Origin of the sequence: Bradyrhizobium sp. CCGB20, from assembly GCF_024199855.1 — a bacterium.
Lineage (GTDB): Bacteria > Pseudomonadota > Alphaproteobacteria > Rhizobiales > Xanthobacteraceae > Bradyrhizobium.
This window is the reverse complement of sequence record NZ_JANADN010000001.1, coordinates 8,264,474-8,278,111: the sequence shown is the minus strand read 5'-3', so window position 1 is coordinate 8,278,111 and position 13,638 is coordinate 8,264,474. Positions and strand designations below refer to the sequence as shown.

Sequence of the window (13,638 nt, the reverse complement as noted above, 5' to 3'; positions counted from 1 at the left end):
AGGCCTTCTTTGTCTAGACGAGGTTGCGGCGATAGAGCGCCAGCAGCCGCTCCCAATGCCGTTCGGCGGCGTCGCGGTCATAGACCGGACGCTTGGGGAAGGCGAAGCCGTGATGCGTGCCGGGGTAGATCTCGACCTCGGCTTTCGCGCCGCTCATGCCCTGCTTGACCTTCTCGATGATCTCGGTGGGCGCGTAGATGTCGGTCTCGGCGCAGGCGAAGTAAAGCTCGGCCCTGGTCTTGGCTGCCGCGCGATGCGGGCTGTCGTCCTGATCCGTCGCAAGCTGCGTGCCGTAGACCGAGGCGGCGGCCTTGACGCGATCGGGGAAATGCGTGGCGGCGTTGACGGCGTAGCGGCCACTCATGCAGTAGCCGACGGTACCGACGATTTTGGTGTTCGCAGCCGCCTGGCCTTCGGCATAGGTGAGCAGCGCCCGCGTGTCGTCCATGATCATGGGGATCGTGAGCGAGCCCATCAGGGCGAACATGCGCTTGCGCTCCGGCGCGTTCGGATCGGCCGGCAGCGCGCCGAGCTCCATCACGCCGGAGCGGTAATAGAGGTTCGGCAGCATTACGTAATAGCCTGAGGTCGCGAGCCGGCGGGCCATGTCGCGCAGTTCCTCGCGGATCGCCGGTGCATCCATGTAGAACAGGATGACCGGAAACGGCCCGCCGCGCTCGGGATGGGTGATGAAGGTGGCGGTGTGGCCGTCCTTGGTGGGAATCGCGATCTGCTGATCGATCATCTCTTGCGCCTTCTGATTCTTGTTATGCAGGGACGTTGAATACGATTGCAAGGAAACCGGGGCATGACAAGGATACCGCCGATCGGCTCTTGAACCGCTCCGCCCGGATTGCCATTGTCTTTCCGAGCGTTCGCGCAAAGTTTATCGGCCGCGGCCAGGAGACCGAAATGACCCAGACCAACAACCGGTTTTTCGACGAGATCGGCCGCCTGATGAACGACGCCGCCGGTGCCGCCCAGGGCGTCAAGCGCGAGTTCGACACCGTGATGCGCACCCAGGCCGAGAAATTCCTGCGCGACATGGACCTGGTCAAGCGCGAGGAGTTCGAGGCGGTCAAGGACATGGCCCGCCTCGCCCGTGAGGAGAACGAGGCGCTGAAGGCGCGGATCACGGCGCTGGAGGCGAAGCTCGGCGGGTAGGGCGCTTACCCTCCCTAGAGGGGAGGGTGGGAACCGCTTCCGGCAGCCCATTCTCCTTGTCATTTCCGCATCTTCCGGGTAAAAGCCCGCCAGTTCGCGGCCCCCGCACCCCTGGAGGCTTGCTGCGAACTGCACCATGGGCCGCGCTGCGGCCCATTAACTTTTGCAAAAACAAGGACTTAACGACATGGCGACGACCGTCAAGGAATTGAAGGCGACCGCACGTCCGAAGAGCGGCAAGGGGGCCGCCCGGGCTGAGCGTCGCGCCGGGCGAGTGCCCGGAGTGATCTATGGCAACAACCAGCCCCCCGTCACGATCTCGATTGAAGATCGCGAACTGCGCCAGCGCATCCTCGCCGGCCGGTTCCTGACCACGCTGGTCGACATCGATCTCGAGGGCAAGAAGCACCGCGTGATTCCGCGCGACTACCACCTCGATCCGGTCAAGGACTTCCCGATCCATGTGGATTTCATGCGCCTCGGCGAAGGTGCCACCATCCGCATCAGCGTTCCCTTGCACGTCGTGAAGTCGGAAACCTCCCCGGGTGTGAAGCGCGGCGGTACCGTCAACATCGTCGCCCACGCGATCGAGCTCGAATGCGGCGTCGAGAGCATTCCGCAGTACATCGAGGCTGACGTCGGCTCGCTCGAAATCGGTCACTCGCTGCATCTGTCGGACGTCAAGCTCCCGGCCGGCGTGAAGGCGCTGACCCGCGAGGACGCGACCCTCGTCACCATCGTGCCGCCGTCCGGCTACGCCGAAGAGCAGAAGGCCGCGGCTGCGGCTGCAGCTCCGGGCGCTGCTGCGGCTGCTCCGGCGGCTGGCGCTGCGGCTCCGGCTGCGGGTGCTGCTGCTCCGGCAGCGGCTGCCAAGGCTCCCGCCGGCGGCGACAAGAAGAAGTAATCTTTTAAAGAGCTGGCGCGCGGTCCCTGATCGCGCGCTAGCTGAGGGGCGCGCCGCGTCATGCGACTCTTTGTTGGGCTCGGCAATCCCGGCGCGAAATACGCACGTAACCGGCACAATATCGGCTTCATGGCCGTCGACGAGATCGCGCGGCGTCATGGTTTCGCACCATGGCGCCGTCGCTTTCAGGGCGAGACCTCGGAAGGCACGCTCGGACCTGAGCGCGTGATCCTGCTCAAGCCCACGACCTACATGAACGATTCCGGTCGCGCCGTGCAGGAAGCCGCAAGCTTCTTCAAGATCGCGCCGGGCGACGTCACCGTATTCCATGACGAGCTCGAGCTGCCGCCGGGCAAGGTGCGGGTGAAGATCGGCGGCGGCATCGCCGGCCACAACGGCCTGCGCTCGATATCGGCGCATATCGGCAACGAGTACCGCCGGGTGCGACTCGGCATCGGTCATCCCGGCGTCAAGGAGCTGGTGCATGGCCACGTGCTGTCGGACTTCGCCAAGGCCGACAATGACTGGGTGGCGACGCTGTGCGAGGCGGTGGCCGAGCATGCGGCATTGGTTGCCAAAGGCACTGACGCGACCTTCGCCAACAGGGTGCATCTCGCCATGCAGGCGAAGGGATTTTTGACCAAGGACGAGAACGGCAAGGAATAACGCTCGTGGGATTTAAATGCGGGATCGTCGGATTGCCCAATGTCGGCAAGTCGACCTTGTTCAATGCGCTGACCGAGACGGCCGCGGCGCAGGCTGCGAACTATCCGTTCTGCACCATCGAGCCGAACGTCGGCGAGGTTGCGGTGCCCGATCCGCGGCTCGACAAGCTGTCGGCGATCGCCAAATCGGCGCAGATCATTCCGACCCGGCTGACCTTCGTCGACATCGCGGGCCTCGTGCGCGGCGCCTCCAAGGGTGAAGGCCTCGGCAACCAGTTTTTGGCCAACATCCGCGAGGTCGACGCCATCGCGCATGTCGTGCGCTGCTTTGAGGACTCCGACATCACCCATGTCGAGGGCAAGATCGCGCCGCTCGCCGACATCGAGACCATCGAGACCGAGCTGATGCTCGCCGACCTCGACAGCCTCGAGAAGCGCGTCGACAATTTGTCCAAGAAGGCCAAGGGCAACGACAAGGACGCCAAGGAGCAGCTCGATCTCGTCAATCGCACGCTGGTGCTGCTGCGCGAAGGCAAGCCTGCGCGCCTCGTCGAGCGCAAGGCGGAGGAGGAGCGTGCCTTCGGGATGCTCGGCCTGCTGTCGTCCAAGCCCGTGCTCTATGTCTGCAACGTCGAGGAAGGCTCGGCCGCCACGGGCAACTCGTTCTCCAAGGCGGTGCAGGAGCAGGCCGCCAAGGAAGGCGCCGTCGCCGTCGTCATCTCCGCCAAGATCGAATCCGAGATCGCGACGATCTCACGCGAAGAGCGTGCCGACTTCCTGGAGACGCTGGGTCTCGAAGAAGCCGGCCTCGATCGCCTGATCCGCGCCGGCTACACGCTGCTCGACCTCATCACCTATTTCACGGTAGGTCCGAAGGAAGCACGCGCCTGGACCATCTATCGCGGCACCAAGGCGCCGGGCGCGGCCGGCGTGATCCACACCGACTTCGAGAAAGGCTTCATCCGCGCCGAGACCATCGCGTATGAGGACTACGTCGCGCTGAACGGCGAAGCCGGCGCCCGCGATGCCGGCAAGCTGCGCCTCGAAGGCAAGGAATACGTCGTCGCCGACGGCGACGTGATGCATTTCCGGTTTAATACGTAAGACCTGTACGGCTTCGTAGGGTGGTTAGCCGAAGGCGTAACCCACCACTTTCGTCGCCGCGAGAGAAGTGGTGGGTTACGCCGAGTGGATGCGCTTCGCACATCCACGGGGCTAACCCACCCTACGGCACTGCGTCTGCCTCACTTCATCCCGCCCTGGTCCCTTATCGCGCCGAGATGCTCGTTGATGCGGAAGACGATCAGGATCAGCTCCGCGGCGATGCGCGAGAACACGATGCCGACGACGACGCTTGCGATCGACGACAGCAGCAGCAGGAAGCCGCCGAACGGGCTGATCGCCATGGTCGCGAGCCCTGAGAAGACGCCGGAAAGGCCGAACAGGCAGATCAGCGCGATCACCAGCCAGTAAAATGTCTTGATGATCGTCGGAGTGATAAAGCGGTCCCATTGAAACAGGTCGCTGAATGAAAACATTGCTCTCCCCAAGACAAACCAGGCCTCGCCAAACCGGGCCTTGCCAAATTGGGCCTTCGTGTGGATCTCGGCCCTCGGCTGATCCGACTCAGACCACGCCGCCGCGTCGAATGTAGCACGAGCCATGCGGGCCGGCGGGTTGAGATTGCCGCAAAGTGCGGCCACAATCTGTCATTTCAGCCAGCAAGCCCAAGATGACCCTGACCTTTGAAGACTTCCCGCCCGGCCGCTACGGAACATTCGGCCCGCGCCATGTCACCCGCGACGAGATTTTGGCCTTTGCCGCCGAGTTCGATCCGCAACCGATGCACCTCGACGAGGAGGCCGCGGCCAACAGCATGCTGCGCGGCCTGTCCGGCTCGGGCTGGCACCTCTGCTCGCTGATGATGCGGATGATGGCCGACGGTTTCATCACCCGCGCCGCGTCACTCGGCTCGCCCGGCGTCGACGAGGTGCGGTGGTTGTCTCCCTTGAGGCCCGGCGACGACCTCACGCTCGATGTCGACGTGTTGGAGGCCCGCACCTCGAAGAGCCGCCCTGAACTCGGCATCGTCAAGTTCAAATGCACCGTGCGCAACGCGGCGGGGCAGGCGCTGGGCGAGATGACCTCGCCGATCCTGATCAAGCGGCGCGAGGGAGCGGTCTGATGCCTTTCTTCGAGGAGACCGAGATCGGTCACCGCCGCGAGATCGGCGCGTACACGTTCACGGCGGAGTCCATCAAGACCTTCGCCGCAAAGTTCGACCCGCAGCGCTTTCACCTCGACGAGGAGGAAGGCAAGAACTCGCTGTTCGGCGGGCTTGCCGCTTCGGGCTGGCATGTCGGCTCGGCCTGCATGAGCCTGCTTGTCGCGGACGGCCAGCGTCTGGCGCGTGAGGCCGTTTCACGCGGCGAGGAGGTCGCGGTGTGGGGGCCGTCGCCGGGCTTTCGCGACCTGCGCTGGATCAAGCCGGTGCTCGCGGGCGACACGGTGAGTTACGTCAATGTCGTCATCGACAAGCGCAGCTCGGCCTCGCGTCCCGGCTGGGGCATCCTGACCGCTCGCACCACCGGCACCAACCAGCGCGGCGAGGAGGTCTATTCCATCACCGCCAGCGCCTTCGTGCCGATGCGCGCGAAGGGTGGTTAGATCAGTTCCAAGATGAACGGCCAAAAGAGCGCGCGAGTGTTGCCCGCGCGCTATGGACGCGATTCAGGGCGGCTGCCATAAGCCTGCTCAACGTGGTTTGCCTGTGAAGCAGTTGGCGGAACCATCGAGTTGCTAACCAATTATGAACCTGTCGCTGTCTAATTGAAACGAATTGGGCAGAGAACAGGGGACACGAGGACCATGGCAGACCGCGGCGCACTCAAGCTGGTCGGATTCATCTTTGCTACCGCGACGCTGGCCGTGATGCTGGTCGCCGGCATGGTGGTGAAGGGCTATGCCGATGGCGGCTACACCCTCGAAGCCTCGACGGTCGACGCCAGCCGTTAACGGCTCGTTAACTCCCCGGAGGCGGACGGCCCGCCTCCACCTTCAGCGGCTATAAACGAACGCCAGCACCGCGATCGCGACCGCCAGCAATCCCACGAAGCGCAGCATGATCGTGCCGAACTGGTTCGGCGCGGGCCGCAGCGGGATCGGGTCCGTATTGTCGGGCCGAATGCTTTCCATCTGAAATGTCCCCAGGACCGGCCGTAGCGGCACGGGCGCTTGGCATTGGTCGCCGGGATGGGGTGGTGGGTTCAATGCGGGGCGCTGCATCGCGCCGGCCGTGCCGCTCCCTCCCGCTGTCATGCCCCGCGAAGGCGGGGCATCCAGTACGCCGCGGCCTCACCGTATCCTCGCGCTGTCTCGGAATACTGGATCACCCGCCTTCGCGGGTGATGACACCTTTACTGGAAAGACGGGAGTGTCCGCTTCACACCCCTGGAATCAAAACCGCCGCGCCCCTTTCGGAACGCGGCGGCCGATGATGCGTGACGTCGGTGATCAGCTGTTGCGCAGGCCGTCGGCGGCGCGCTTCCACTGCGCGACGTTGTCGGCGATCATGCGGGTCGACTTCATTGCGGCCTGGCTGAGCTGGGCGTAGCCGGAGATCTCGCGCTGGACGCGCTGGCCTTCGGCGTGGAGCAGGTCGCGCAGGCTCTCGAGCTCGGAGATCAGATTCTCGATCTCGGCGAGTGAGGTGCCGGCGACGCGCTGGATCAGCGAATTGACGTTGGTGACGGTGGCTTCCGCGCTCGGATCGAGCGGCGGCGCGTCGGCGGTCGCCGATGCCGGACGGCGCAGATAGGCGATGTCGTTCCGGACGAAGTCACGGATGCCGGCCTCGACTTCCGTCACTGCGGCGAGGTTGTTGTCGACCGTCTCGGTCTCGGTGGATTCGGTCTTTTCCGGACGCATGGCGTTCATCGTTATTCCCCTGTTCGCGTTGAGCGCGGCGCGAGTGTCCCCCGCACGACGACATCTGTGGGGACTAGGGCGTCGGATTTTGACCGCAACTTGGCCAAGGTGCGGCAAGGGCGGACCAATTGGGGGCTTTGCCGTGGCGTATGGTTACGAGAGTCTGAACGCCGGCTGGGACCATGAACCTATCCTCATGGTGGGGAGCGCGAAGCGCGCGCAGCGGACGACGCTGCGCATCGCCGCGAGAGCCACGCAGGCCCGACTGCCTCAGCGAGCCTTTATCCTTCGAGGCGCGCTCCTTTGGAGCGCTCCTCAGGATGAGGGGAGAGAGCCGACGTTCGACTACCAGCTCTTCTTGAAGCCCGCGGTCAGGCTCTTGTTGATCGCGCCTTGCGAGGTCTCGCCGACCGAGCCGGACACAGTGACGTTGTCGAACAGCTTTTGCTCGGCGCCGACCTTGCGCAGCCATTTGTCGTCGGTGGTCGACAGCGACTGGCCGGCGGTGATGCTGGTGCCGGTGTCGGTGATGGTGACCTTGGCGGTCTGGTCGGTCTCGTAATTGCGGGTGATGTGGCCGCCGATGCCGGGCACTGCGGTCGTGCCCTGCTGGTTGACGCTGTAGCCGTTCTGGAGCGTCAGCGACGTATCGTTCGAGAGCGGCACCGACTTGGTCAGCGACGCCCCGATCTTGCTCTGCTCGGCCCCGGGGTCGACGCGGGCTTCCACCGCGGTCTTGTCCCAGATCGAGCCGGCGCCCGGCGCGGTCGCCGCCGCCCACGCGCTGCCGGAGGATTGGGGCAGGCTGCCGCCATTGCCGGCTTTCTGCGCCAGCAGCTCGGACATCGTCCGCGGCTCGCTCGCCACCGTCATGTCGGCGCCGATCCGCGTGTCCCAGAACGAGAACACGGACTGCTTCACCGCCACCGACGAGGAGCCGTTGGCATTGGTGTTCGTCGACCAGTTCATGCCGTCCTTGGCGGCGGCCTGGGCGCGCTTCTTGGCGGCCGCGATATCGTTGCCGGTGCCGGCGTCGATCGCGAGCTGGCTCCAGTCGAGCTTGTCGACGTCGATGCCCTTGAGCACGTCGGGGTCGTTGGCGTCGGGGGCCGCCGCGGTCTCCGTGGCCTCGGTCTCTGCCTCGTCGTCGGGCACTGCAGCGGGTGGGGAGAAGGGTGGGATGATCTGCGCCGACACCGTCAGCACCGAGCCCAAAATGAATACGGCCGCCAGCACCGGCAGCCTGGTCCAGCCAAAACCTGTCGAGAATTCCATCGTCCTGCCCGCGAGCCCCTGGCGCATGCTTCCCGCCACTATAATGCGGCGATCCGTGATGACCATGCGCCAATCGGTCCGCTCAAACGATGGTGATCTATCGTTGCGAAATTGTGGCGGCTCGCCTGGAATGACGAACCAACGGGCCGCGCGAAAGGCGCGCGCCCGATGACGAGCTTTTCCACGACGGCATCCGGCGGGGCTGGAGGCCAGGACGTCGCGCCAGGCGTCGTCATCGGTCCCGAAAGCGGGGCCCGTTGGCGTCCCCCTCAGCCGGCGCTTGTCATCTTCGGAAGATGAATGGCGCGGCCGAGTGCCTGTTCAACCAGATCGAACGTGTCGACCAGCACCCGCATGCTGATCAGCCTGCCCGCCTTGAACTGGGCAAACTGCGCGACCCGCAAGCTGATCGGCTTGTCGGAATCCAGCGCCGTCAGCGAATAGCGCAGCATCGATGCGGCGGAATCGACGCCGAGCATGATGCTCTCGCGGTCGAAGCGGCGGACACGGAAATTGTCGGCGAGCTGGTGGATGACGTCGAGCACGGCGTCCTTGCCCTGGCGCGCGCCGAGGAACGGAAACATGTCGATCGGGCCGTAGATCGCCCATTCGACGTCCTCGTCGATCAGGGCCTCGATATCCTCGAAATGCCGGTCGTTCACCGCGCGGTGCAACGCGCGCGAGAAACGCCAGAGGCTGTGCTCTGTCATTTTGGGGGCGTCCTGAAACTGGCTTGCAAAAACGGAAACAACCCCGTGCACGAAAACGGTGCCGCGGGCTGCTCAACTCATTTGTGTACGAACAAATACGGGATTTCAGGCAAAACTCAAATCACGTTTTTGCAATGCACAATTGAGCACGCTTTGTGAGATTTGCAATAGAACCCCGTAATCTCCCGGTCTCTGCTGTGGCGGGGACGACAGCGAGGCTACACCCCGTCCGTCCGCGCCCCCGCGATCAGCGGCCCGATCTCCCGCTCCAGCACCTGCTGCACCAGATCGTAGGAATCGATGATCTCGCGGATCTGCGCCACCAGCCCGCCCCGGAAGGTGTAGAACACGGCCATGTCGAACTGCACGATGCGATCGTTGCTGCGCTTCCTGAAGTAGGTGTGCAAGTAGGTCGCGACCTCGTCGCCGTCGGCGAGGATGTGCGGCGCCTTGTAGCGGACTTCCGAATAGCGCGACCACACCGTCTGCCAGAGCGCACGCAATTCGGCCTTGCCGTGGCGCGGCACCATGTGCGGCAGGATGTCGATCGGCGCGTGGGTGAGGAAGTCGACGTCGTCGGTGCAGCACGACAGCGCGGCGTCGAGATCGCCACGCGCGAAACTCTCCAGCAGATGCAGCACGCGTTGCCTGTTCAGCGATTCAACCGTCATGCCTCCCGCCCTCGTCGGCTGTGGCTTGCAAACGCCATCGTGCGGTTCATGGATCCATCAATCCGCAAAAACACAGGATGTCTCTCGAATATGACGCGCCGGCGCAATGCCGGGTTCATGGGGCTGCAATTTTCGGGGTTGCGCGTTTGTCCACTCGCATGAATTCGCACGGGACCGGCGTCTTGCGATGACGCTGCGCGCCTATCGGCGAGCGCGCCCTGCCATGCCGTGCGAGCGGGAACCCGGACCCATCCGCGCTCGTTGACGACGAGACATCGCATCCGGAGACATCGATCCATGAAATCCCCGCTTCTCACTGTGGCCGCCGCACTTCTGATGCTTGGCGCGACCTCCGCCGCCAACGCCAAGGGCTGCATCAAGGGCGCCGTCGTCGGCGGCGTCGCCGGCCATTATGCCGGTCATCACGGCGTCCTCGGCGCCGCCGCCGGCTGCCTCTACGGCAGGCATCACGCCAAAGAACAGCAAATGCAGCAGGACAAGCAGCGGCAGCAGCAGAGCCAGGTGAACGGGCAGGGCAAGCTGTAGGACGCAGCGTATCCGCATCGCCGGTCCACTCCCTCGCCCCGCGTGCGGGGAGAGAGTTGGGGTGAGGGGGAGTCTCCTCGGGGACGGTGAGAGCCGGATTCGCAGAGGCTCCCGCTCACCGCGTGACGCATCTCACATCACGCCCCTCCCGCCCCGATTAACGTCATCCCCATGTCATCAGGGAGACGTGCCATGGCCACCATCGCCGCCACGAGAAAGTCCCGCCTGTACAACGCGCTTGAAGGCCTCGCGCTGACCGCGATCCTCCAGAGCTTCCCCACCTTCGCCGCCGCCGCCTTCCTGCTCAAGCTGGTCGGCAACCACGACCTCGTCGGCGACCCCGGCGTCGCCATCTTCGTCGCCATCGCCTCGCTCGCCCACGCGATGTTAGCTGTGACCCTCGGCCCGAGCTTCCCCGCCGTCTTCAAGACCGTCTATGAGCCAAAATTCTTCGAGGCGCATTTGTCGCTGTCCGACAAGATCACCGCATGGCGCACCCAGCCGGTCGCCTCGCTGCAACTGGTGACGATCGTGCTGCTGCTGTCGGTGATGGCGGTGGTGACGGCGAGCGTGGGGTGAGGGGGAGAGCAAATCTCTCCTTCGTCATTCCGCGGCGCGCGAAGCGCGAGTCCGGAGTCCATAGCCGCGACCGGCGCGGATGAAGCTGCCGCCCTACCTCTTCTTCCACCCACCCCTTCGCCCCGGCGCTCCACCCGTCGACTTCGGCGCCGGCCCGAACTCCGGGCCCGACTGCCTTGAATCCGTCGGTTGGATGATCCGGCTCGTGCTGCCGAACGGCTTTGACGGCAGGGTCTGGTTCTCGCGGTAGGGCAGCGATTCCGGCCCGTGCATCTCGTCGAGATGCGGCTTGTGCACCTTCGAGCCGCTGCCGCCGCCGCTGGCTTTCAGCGCGGAGCTCACGGTTTTCTTCTTCATGGCGCTGACCGGCAAATTCGCGGCGTCGCCGTACTTCTTCGCGCCCGCATAGGCGCCGGCCTTGCCCTGCACGGTGCGCTGTTTTGCGGTGGGGTCGTCGACGACCGCGAGTTCGGTGGCGCGCAGGCGCTTGACTTCGTCGCGGAGGCGGGCGGCTTCCTCGAAGTTCAAATCGGCGGCGGCCTCGCGCATCCGGGTTTCGAGATCGGCGAGCACGGCTTCAAAGTTGTGGCCGATCGAGATGACGTCGTCGGTCATGTCGTGGCCGCCGACCTCGACCAGAACGTGGTCGCGCTCGTAGACCGAGTTGAGGATGTCGCCGATCTGCTTCTTCACGCTCTCCGGCGTAATGCCGTTGGCGGTGTTGTACTCGACCTGCTTCTCGCGGCGGCGGTTGGTCTCGGCGATGGCGCGCTCCATCGATCCCGTCATCTGGTCGGCATAGAGGATCACCTTGCCGTCGACGTTGCGCGCGGCGCGGCCGATGGTCTGGATCAGCGAGGTCTCGCTGCGCAGGAAGCCTTCCTTGTCGGCGTCGAGAATGGCGACCAGCGCGCATTCGGGAATGTCGAGGCCTTCGCGCAGCAGGTTAATGCCGACCAGCGCGTCGAAGGCGCCGAGGCGCAGATCCCGGATGATCTCGATGCGCTCGATGGTGTCGATATCGGAGTGCATGTAGCGGACCCGAATGCCCTGCTCATGCAGATATTCGGTGAGGTCCTCCGCCATGCGCTTGGTCAGCACCGTGATCAGCGAGCGATAGCCGGCCTGCGCTGTGGCGCGGACCTCGCCGACGAGATCGTCGACCTGGGTGCGGGCCGGGCGAATGTCGACCGGCGGATCGATCAGCCCCGTCGGGCGAATGACCTGCTCGACGAACACGCCGCCGCTCTCGTTCAGCTCCCAGCCGCTCGGCGTTGCCGACACTGCGACGGTCTGCGGCCGCATCATGTCCCACTCCTCGAAACGGAGCGGGCGATTGTCCATGCAGGACGGCAGGCGGAAGCCGTATTCGGCCAGCGTCGCCTTGCGGCGGAAGTCGCCGCGGAACATCGCGCCGATCTGCGGAATGGTGACGTGGCTTTCGTCGGCGAAGATCAGCGCGTTGTCGGGCACGTATTCGAACAGCGTCGGCGGCGGCTCGCCGGGACGGCGTCCCGTGAGGTAGCGCGAATAATTCTCGATGCCGGCGCAGCTTCCCGTCGCCTCCATCATCTCGAGGTCGAAGGTGGTGCGCTGCTCCAGCCGCTGCGCTTCCAGCAGGCGCCCCTGGTCGTGCAGCTGGTCGAGCCGCTGTTTCAATTCGAACTTGATCGACTTGATCGCCTGCACCAGCGTCGGACGCGGCGTCACATAGTGCGAATTGGCGTACATCTTGATGAATTCGAGCTCGTCCTGCTTGTGGCCGGTGAGCGGATCGAACTCCTCGATGGTCTCGATGGTGTCGCCGAACAGGTTCACGCGCCAGGCGCGGTCTTCATAGTGCGCCGGGAAGATGTCGATGACGTCGCCCCTGACACGGAAGGTGCCGCGGGTGAAGTCGGCCTGGGTGCGCTTGTACTGGAGCGCGACGAGGTCGGCGATGAGCTGGCGCTGGTCGATGCGCTCGCCCTTCTTCAGCGCAAACGTCATCGCGGTGTAGGTCTCGACCGAGCCGATACCGTAGATGCAGGACACCGATGCGACGATGATGACGTCGTCGCGTTCGAGCAGCGCGCGCGTTGCCGAATGGCGCATGCGGTCGATCTGCTCGTTGATCGAGGAGTCCTTTTCTATGTAGGTGTCGGTGCGAGGGACATACGCTTCCGGCTGGTAGTAGTCGTAATAGCTGACGAAATACTCGACCGCGTTTTCCGGAAAGAAGTTCTTGAACTCGCCATAGAGCTGGGCGGCGAGCGTCTTGTTCGGCGCCAGGATCAGGGCCGGGCGCTGCGTCGCCTCGATCACCTTGGCCATGGTGTAGGTCTTGCCGGAGCCGGTGACGCCGAGCAGCACCTGCGAGCGGTCGTTGCGGTCGATGCCCTCGACCAGTTCGGCGATCGCGGTCGGCTGGTCGCCGCGCGGCTCGTAGGACGATTTGATCTCGAAGCGCACGCCGCCTTCGGACTTTTCCGGGCGGGGCGGACGGTGCGGCGTCCACACCTTCATGGAGCCGTCGTCCTTGCGGAACTCCGGACGGCCCTCGCGGATCAGCGACTCCAGCGCGTCCGCGGTGGCCTTGACGCCGAGCGCCTCCATCTTGCTGCGCGGAGGGCGTGCCAGCGCCTCGGCGTCGTCCTCTTCCGTCGGCAGCCCGAGCTGCCGCGCCAGTTCCGGGTCGAGCGTCGGGATCGTAGCCGCGGTGCCGTAATTGGCCTGCGGCGCCTCGTCGAAGCCCTCGGTCGATGCACGGCCACCCGGCGGCTGCGGGTTGGGGCGCAGCGGCATCGGCCGCGCGGTGTCCTGCGGAAACTCCTTCGGCGTCGAGGCGCGCGCGCGATGCGCCGCGGCTTCGCCCCCGGAGCGGCGATCGCGTGAATTGTCCGGCGGCGGCTGCAGCCCGGTGCCCGATCCAAGCCCGGCATCGCCGCGATTGATCGCGGGATTGAGCAGCTCGGCCAGCGCCGGCCCGATCGGCTGCACGTCAGGCCGATGTGCCTTCGAGTTCGGGGCCTTGGATCTGGGGGATTTCGGGGGAGCAGGTTTCTTCGCCATGCCCCGAATATGGGACGAGTCCGCGGCTCAGAAAAGGGCGAATGCCGGTCCGGATGCAGCCTGCTGACAGCAGGTTGGCAGCAGGGCGCAGCGTCGCGTCGTCACATTGCCGGAACGGTCGATTGCAATCCAGGGTGGTCCTGCTA

17 protein-coding genes are annotated in these 13,638 nt (G+C 65.0%); 9 read left to right on the top strand and 8 right to left on the bottom strand.

From position 1 onward, the window contains the following. Nucleotides 1–13: 13 nt before the first annotated feature. Entirely contained in the window at nt 14–745 is a 732-nt protein-coding gene (locus NLM15_RS38950; protein WP_254123255.1) for a dienelactone hydrolase family protein, read from the bottom strand. A gap of 167 nt (nt 746–912) precedes the next feature. On the opposite strand from NLM15_RS38950, the gene NLM15_RS38945 reads away from it, so the two are divergent. From NLM15_RS38945 to ychF, 4 genes are all read left to right on the top strand, one after another. Further along, entirely contained in the window at nt 913–1,164 is a 252-nt protein-coding gene (locus tag NLM15_RS38945; protein WP_011090176.1) for an accessory factor UbiK family protein, read from the top strand. Between the two features lie 187 nt (nt 1,165–1,351). Beyond that, complete coding sequence (locus tag NLM15_RS38940; RefSeq protein WP_254123254.1) at nt 1,352–2,068, top strand: 50S ribosomal protein L25/general stress protein Ctc; 717 nt, start codon at nt 1,352–1,354, stop codon at nt 2,066–2,068. A 60-nt stretch (nt 2,069–2,128) separates the two neighbouring features. Then, a complete protein-coding gene (gene pth / locus NLM15_RS38935; protein WP_254123253.1) occupies nt 2,129–2,734 on the top strand; it encodes an aminoacyl-tRNA hydrolase in 606 nt (201 codons plus the stop codon). A 5-nt stretch (nt 2,735–2,739) separates the two neighbouring features. Next, nucleotides 2,740–3,837, top strand: coding sequence for a redox-regulated ATPase YchF (gene ychF, locus NLM15_RS38930; protein ID WP_254123252.1), 1,098 nt, complete (start codon nt 2,740–2,742; stop codon nt 3,835–3,837). 140 nt (nt 3,838–3,977) lie between these two features. On the opposite strand, the gene NLM15_RS38925 is transcribed toward ychF, so the two are convergent. Beyond that, on the bottom strand, nt 3,978–4,271 hold the full coding sequence (locus NLM15_RS38925; RefSeq protein WP_254123251.1) for a DUF4282 domain-containing protein: 294 nt from the start codon (nt 4,269–4,271) through the stop codon (nt 3,978–3,980). A gap of 194 nt (nt 4,272–4,465) precedes the next feature. Here NLM15_RS38925 and NLM15_RS38920 point away from each other — a divergent pair, with 194 nt between their 5' ends. The 3 genes from NLM15_RS38920 to NLM15_RS38910 all read left to right on the top strand — a co-directional run bounded on the left by NLM15_RS38920 (nt 4,466) and on the right by NLM15_RS38910 (nt 5,748). Continuing rightward, a complete protein-coding gene (locus NLM15_RS38920; protein WP_254123250.1) occupies nt 4,466–4,918 on the top strand; it encodes a MaoC family dehydratase in 453 nt (150 codons plus the stop codon). Continuing rightward, nucleotides 4,918–5,400, top strand: a complete 483-nt coding sequence (locus NLM15_RS38915; RefSeq protein ID WP_254123249.1) for a MaoC family dehydratase — start codon at nt 4,918–4,920, stop codon at nt 5,398–5,400. The genes NLM15_RS38920 and NLM15_RS38915 overlap by 1 nt, the downstream gene beginning before the upstream one ends. A gap of 201 nt (nt 5,401–5,601) precedes the next feature. Continuing rightward, nucleotides 5,602–5,748: a hypothetical protein gene (locus tag NLM15_RS38910; protein WP_166103493.1), complete on the top strand. Its 147-nt coding sequence runs from the start codon at nt 5,602–5,604 to the stop codon at nt 5,746–5,748. A 42-nt stretch (nt 5,749–5,790) separates the two neighbouring features. Here the strand turns inward: NLM15_RS38910 and NLM15_RS38905 are convergent, their stop codons facing one another. The 5 genes from NLM15_RS38905 to NLM15_RS38885 all read right to left on the bottom strand — a co-directional run bounded on the left by NLM15_RS38905 (nt 5,791) and on the right by NLM15_RS38885 (nt 9,316). Next, the gene (locus NLM15_RS38905; protein ID WP_014492018.1) at nt 5,791–5,928 is read right to left on the bottom strand and encodes a hypothetical protein; all 138 of its coding nucleotides are present in this window, start codon (nt 5,926–5,928) and stop codon (nt 5,791–5,793) included. A gap of 318 nt (nt 5,929–6,246) precedes the next feature. Beyond that, a complete protein-coding gene (locus NLM15_RS38900; protein WP_254123248.1) occupies nt 6,247–6,669 on the bottom strand; it encodes a hypothetical protein in 423 nt (140 codons plus the stop codon). A gap of 336 nt (nt 6,670–7,005) precedes the next feature. Next, nucleotides 7,006–7,935, bottom strand: a complete 930-nt coding sequence (locus tag NLM15_RS38895) for a hypothetical protein (RefSeq protein ID WP_254124647.1) — start codon at nt 7,933–7,935, stop codon at nt 7,006–7,008. 269 nt (nt 7,936–8,204) lie between these two features. Then, complete coding sequence (locus NLM15_RS38890; RefSeq protein WP_254123247.1) at nt 8,205–8,645, bottom strand: nuclear transport factor 2 family protein; 441 nt, start codon at nt 8,643–8,645, stop codon at nt 8,205–8,207. A gap of 218 nt (nt 8,646–8,863) precedes the next feature. Then, nucleotides 8,864–9,316, bottom strand: a complete 453-nt coding sequence (locus NLM15_RS38885; RefSeq protein ID WP_254123246.1) for a nuclear transport factor 2 family protein — start codon at nt 9,314–9,316, stop codon at nt 8,864–8,866. A gap of 297 nt (nt 9,317–9,613) precedes the next feature. Here NLM15_RS38885 and NLM15_RS38880 point away from each other — a divergent pair, with 297 nt between their 5' ends. Both NLM15_RS38880 and NLM15_RS38875 read left to right on the top strand, forming a co-directional pair. Beyond that, complete coding sequence (locus NLM15_RS38880; protein WP_254123245.1) at nt 9,614–9,862, top strand: hypothetical protein; 249 nt, start codon at nt 9,614–9,616, stop codon at nt 9,860–9,862. Between the two features lie 192 nt (nt 9,863–10,054). After that, nucleotides 10,055–10,441, top strand: coding sequence for a hypothetical protein (locus NLM15_RS38875; RefSeq protein ID WP_254123244.1), 387 nt, complete (start codon nt 10,055–10,057; stop codon nt 10,439–10,441). A 93-nt stretch (nt 10,442–10,534) separates the two neighbouring features. On the opposite strand, the gene uvrB is transcribed toward NLM15_RS38875, so the two are convergent. Continuing rightward, a complete protein-coding gene (gene uvrB, locus NLM15_RS38870; RefSeq protein WP_305887444.1) occupies nt 10,535–13,492 on the bottom strand; it encodes an excinuclease ABC subunit UvrB in 2,958 nt (985 codons plus the stop codon). Between the last annotated feature and the right edge of the window lie 146 nt (nt 13,493–13,638).

Coding starts and splice junctions, on each gene's coding strand:
- NLM15_RS38950 (WP_254123255.1), bottom strand. CDS start 745: ATGATCGATCAGCAGATCGCGATTCCCACCAAGGACGGCCACACCGCC.
- NLM15_RS38945 (WP_011090176.1), top strand. CDS start 913: ATGACCCAGACCAACAACCGGTTTTTCGACGAGATCGGCCGCCTGATG.
- NLM15_RS38940 (WP_254123254.1), top strand. CDS start 1,352: ATGGCGACGACCGTCAAGGAATTGAAGGCGACCGCACGTCCGAAGAGC.
- pth (WP_254123253.1), top strand. CDS start 2,129: ATGCGACTCTTTGTTGGGCTCGGCAATCCCGGCGCGAAATACGCACGT.
- NLM15_RS38925 (WP_254123251.1), bottom strand. CDS start 4,271: ATGTTTTCATTCAGCGACCTGTTTCAATGGGACCGCTTTATCACTCCG.
- NLM15_RS38920 (WP_254123250.1), top strand. CDS start 4,466: ATGACCCTGACCTTTGAAGACTTCCCGCCCGGCCGCTACGGAACATTC.
- NLM15_RS38915 (WP_254123249.1), top strand. CDS start 4,918: ATGCCTTTCTTCGAGGAGACCGAGATCGGTCACCGCCGCGAGATCGGC.
- NLM15_RS38910 (WP_166103493.1), top strand. CDS start 5,602: ATGGCAGACCGCGGCGCACTCAAGCTGGTCGGATTCATCTTTGCTACC.
- NLM15_RS38905 (WP_014492018.1), bottom strand. CDS start 5,928: ATGGAAAGCATTCGGCCCGACAATACGGACCCGATCCCGCTGCGGCCC.
- NLM15_RS38900 (WP_254123248.1), bottom strand. CDS start 6,669: ATGAACGCCATGCGTCCGGAAAAGACCGAATCCACCGAGACCGAGACG.
- NLM15_RS38895 (WP_254124647.1), bottom strand. CDS start 7,935: ATGGAATTCTCGACAGGTTTTGGCTGGACCAGGCTGCCGGTGCTGGCG.
- NLM15_RS38890 (WP_254123247.1), bottom strand. CDS start 8,645: ATGACAGAGCACAGCCTCTGGCGTTTCTCGCGCGCGTTGCACCGCGCG.
- NLM15_RS38885 (WP_254123246.1), bottom strand. CDS start 9,316: ATGACGGTTGAATCGCTGAACAGGCAACGCGTGCTGCATCTGCTGGAG.
- NLM15_RS38880 (WP_254123245.1), top strand. CDS start 9,614: ATGAAATCCCCGCTTCTCACTGTGGCCGCCGCACTTCTGATGCTTGGC.
- NLM15_RS38875 (WP_254123244.1), top strand. CDS start 10,055: ATGGCCACCATCGCCGCCACGAGAAAGTCCCGCCTGTACAACGCGCTT.
- uvrB (WP_305887444.1), bottom strand. CDS start 13,492: ATGGCGAAGAAACCTGCTCCCCCGAAATCCCCCAGATCCAAGGCCCCG.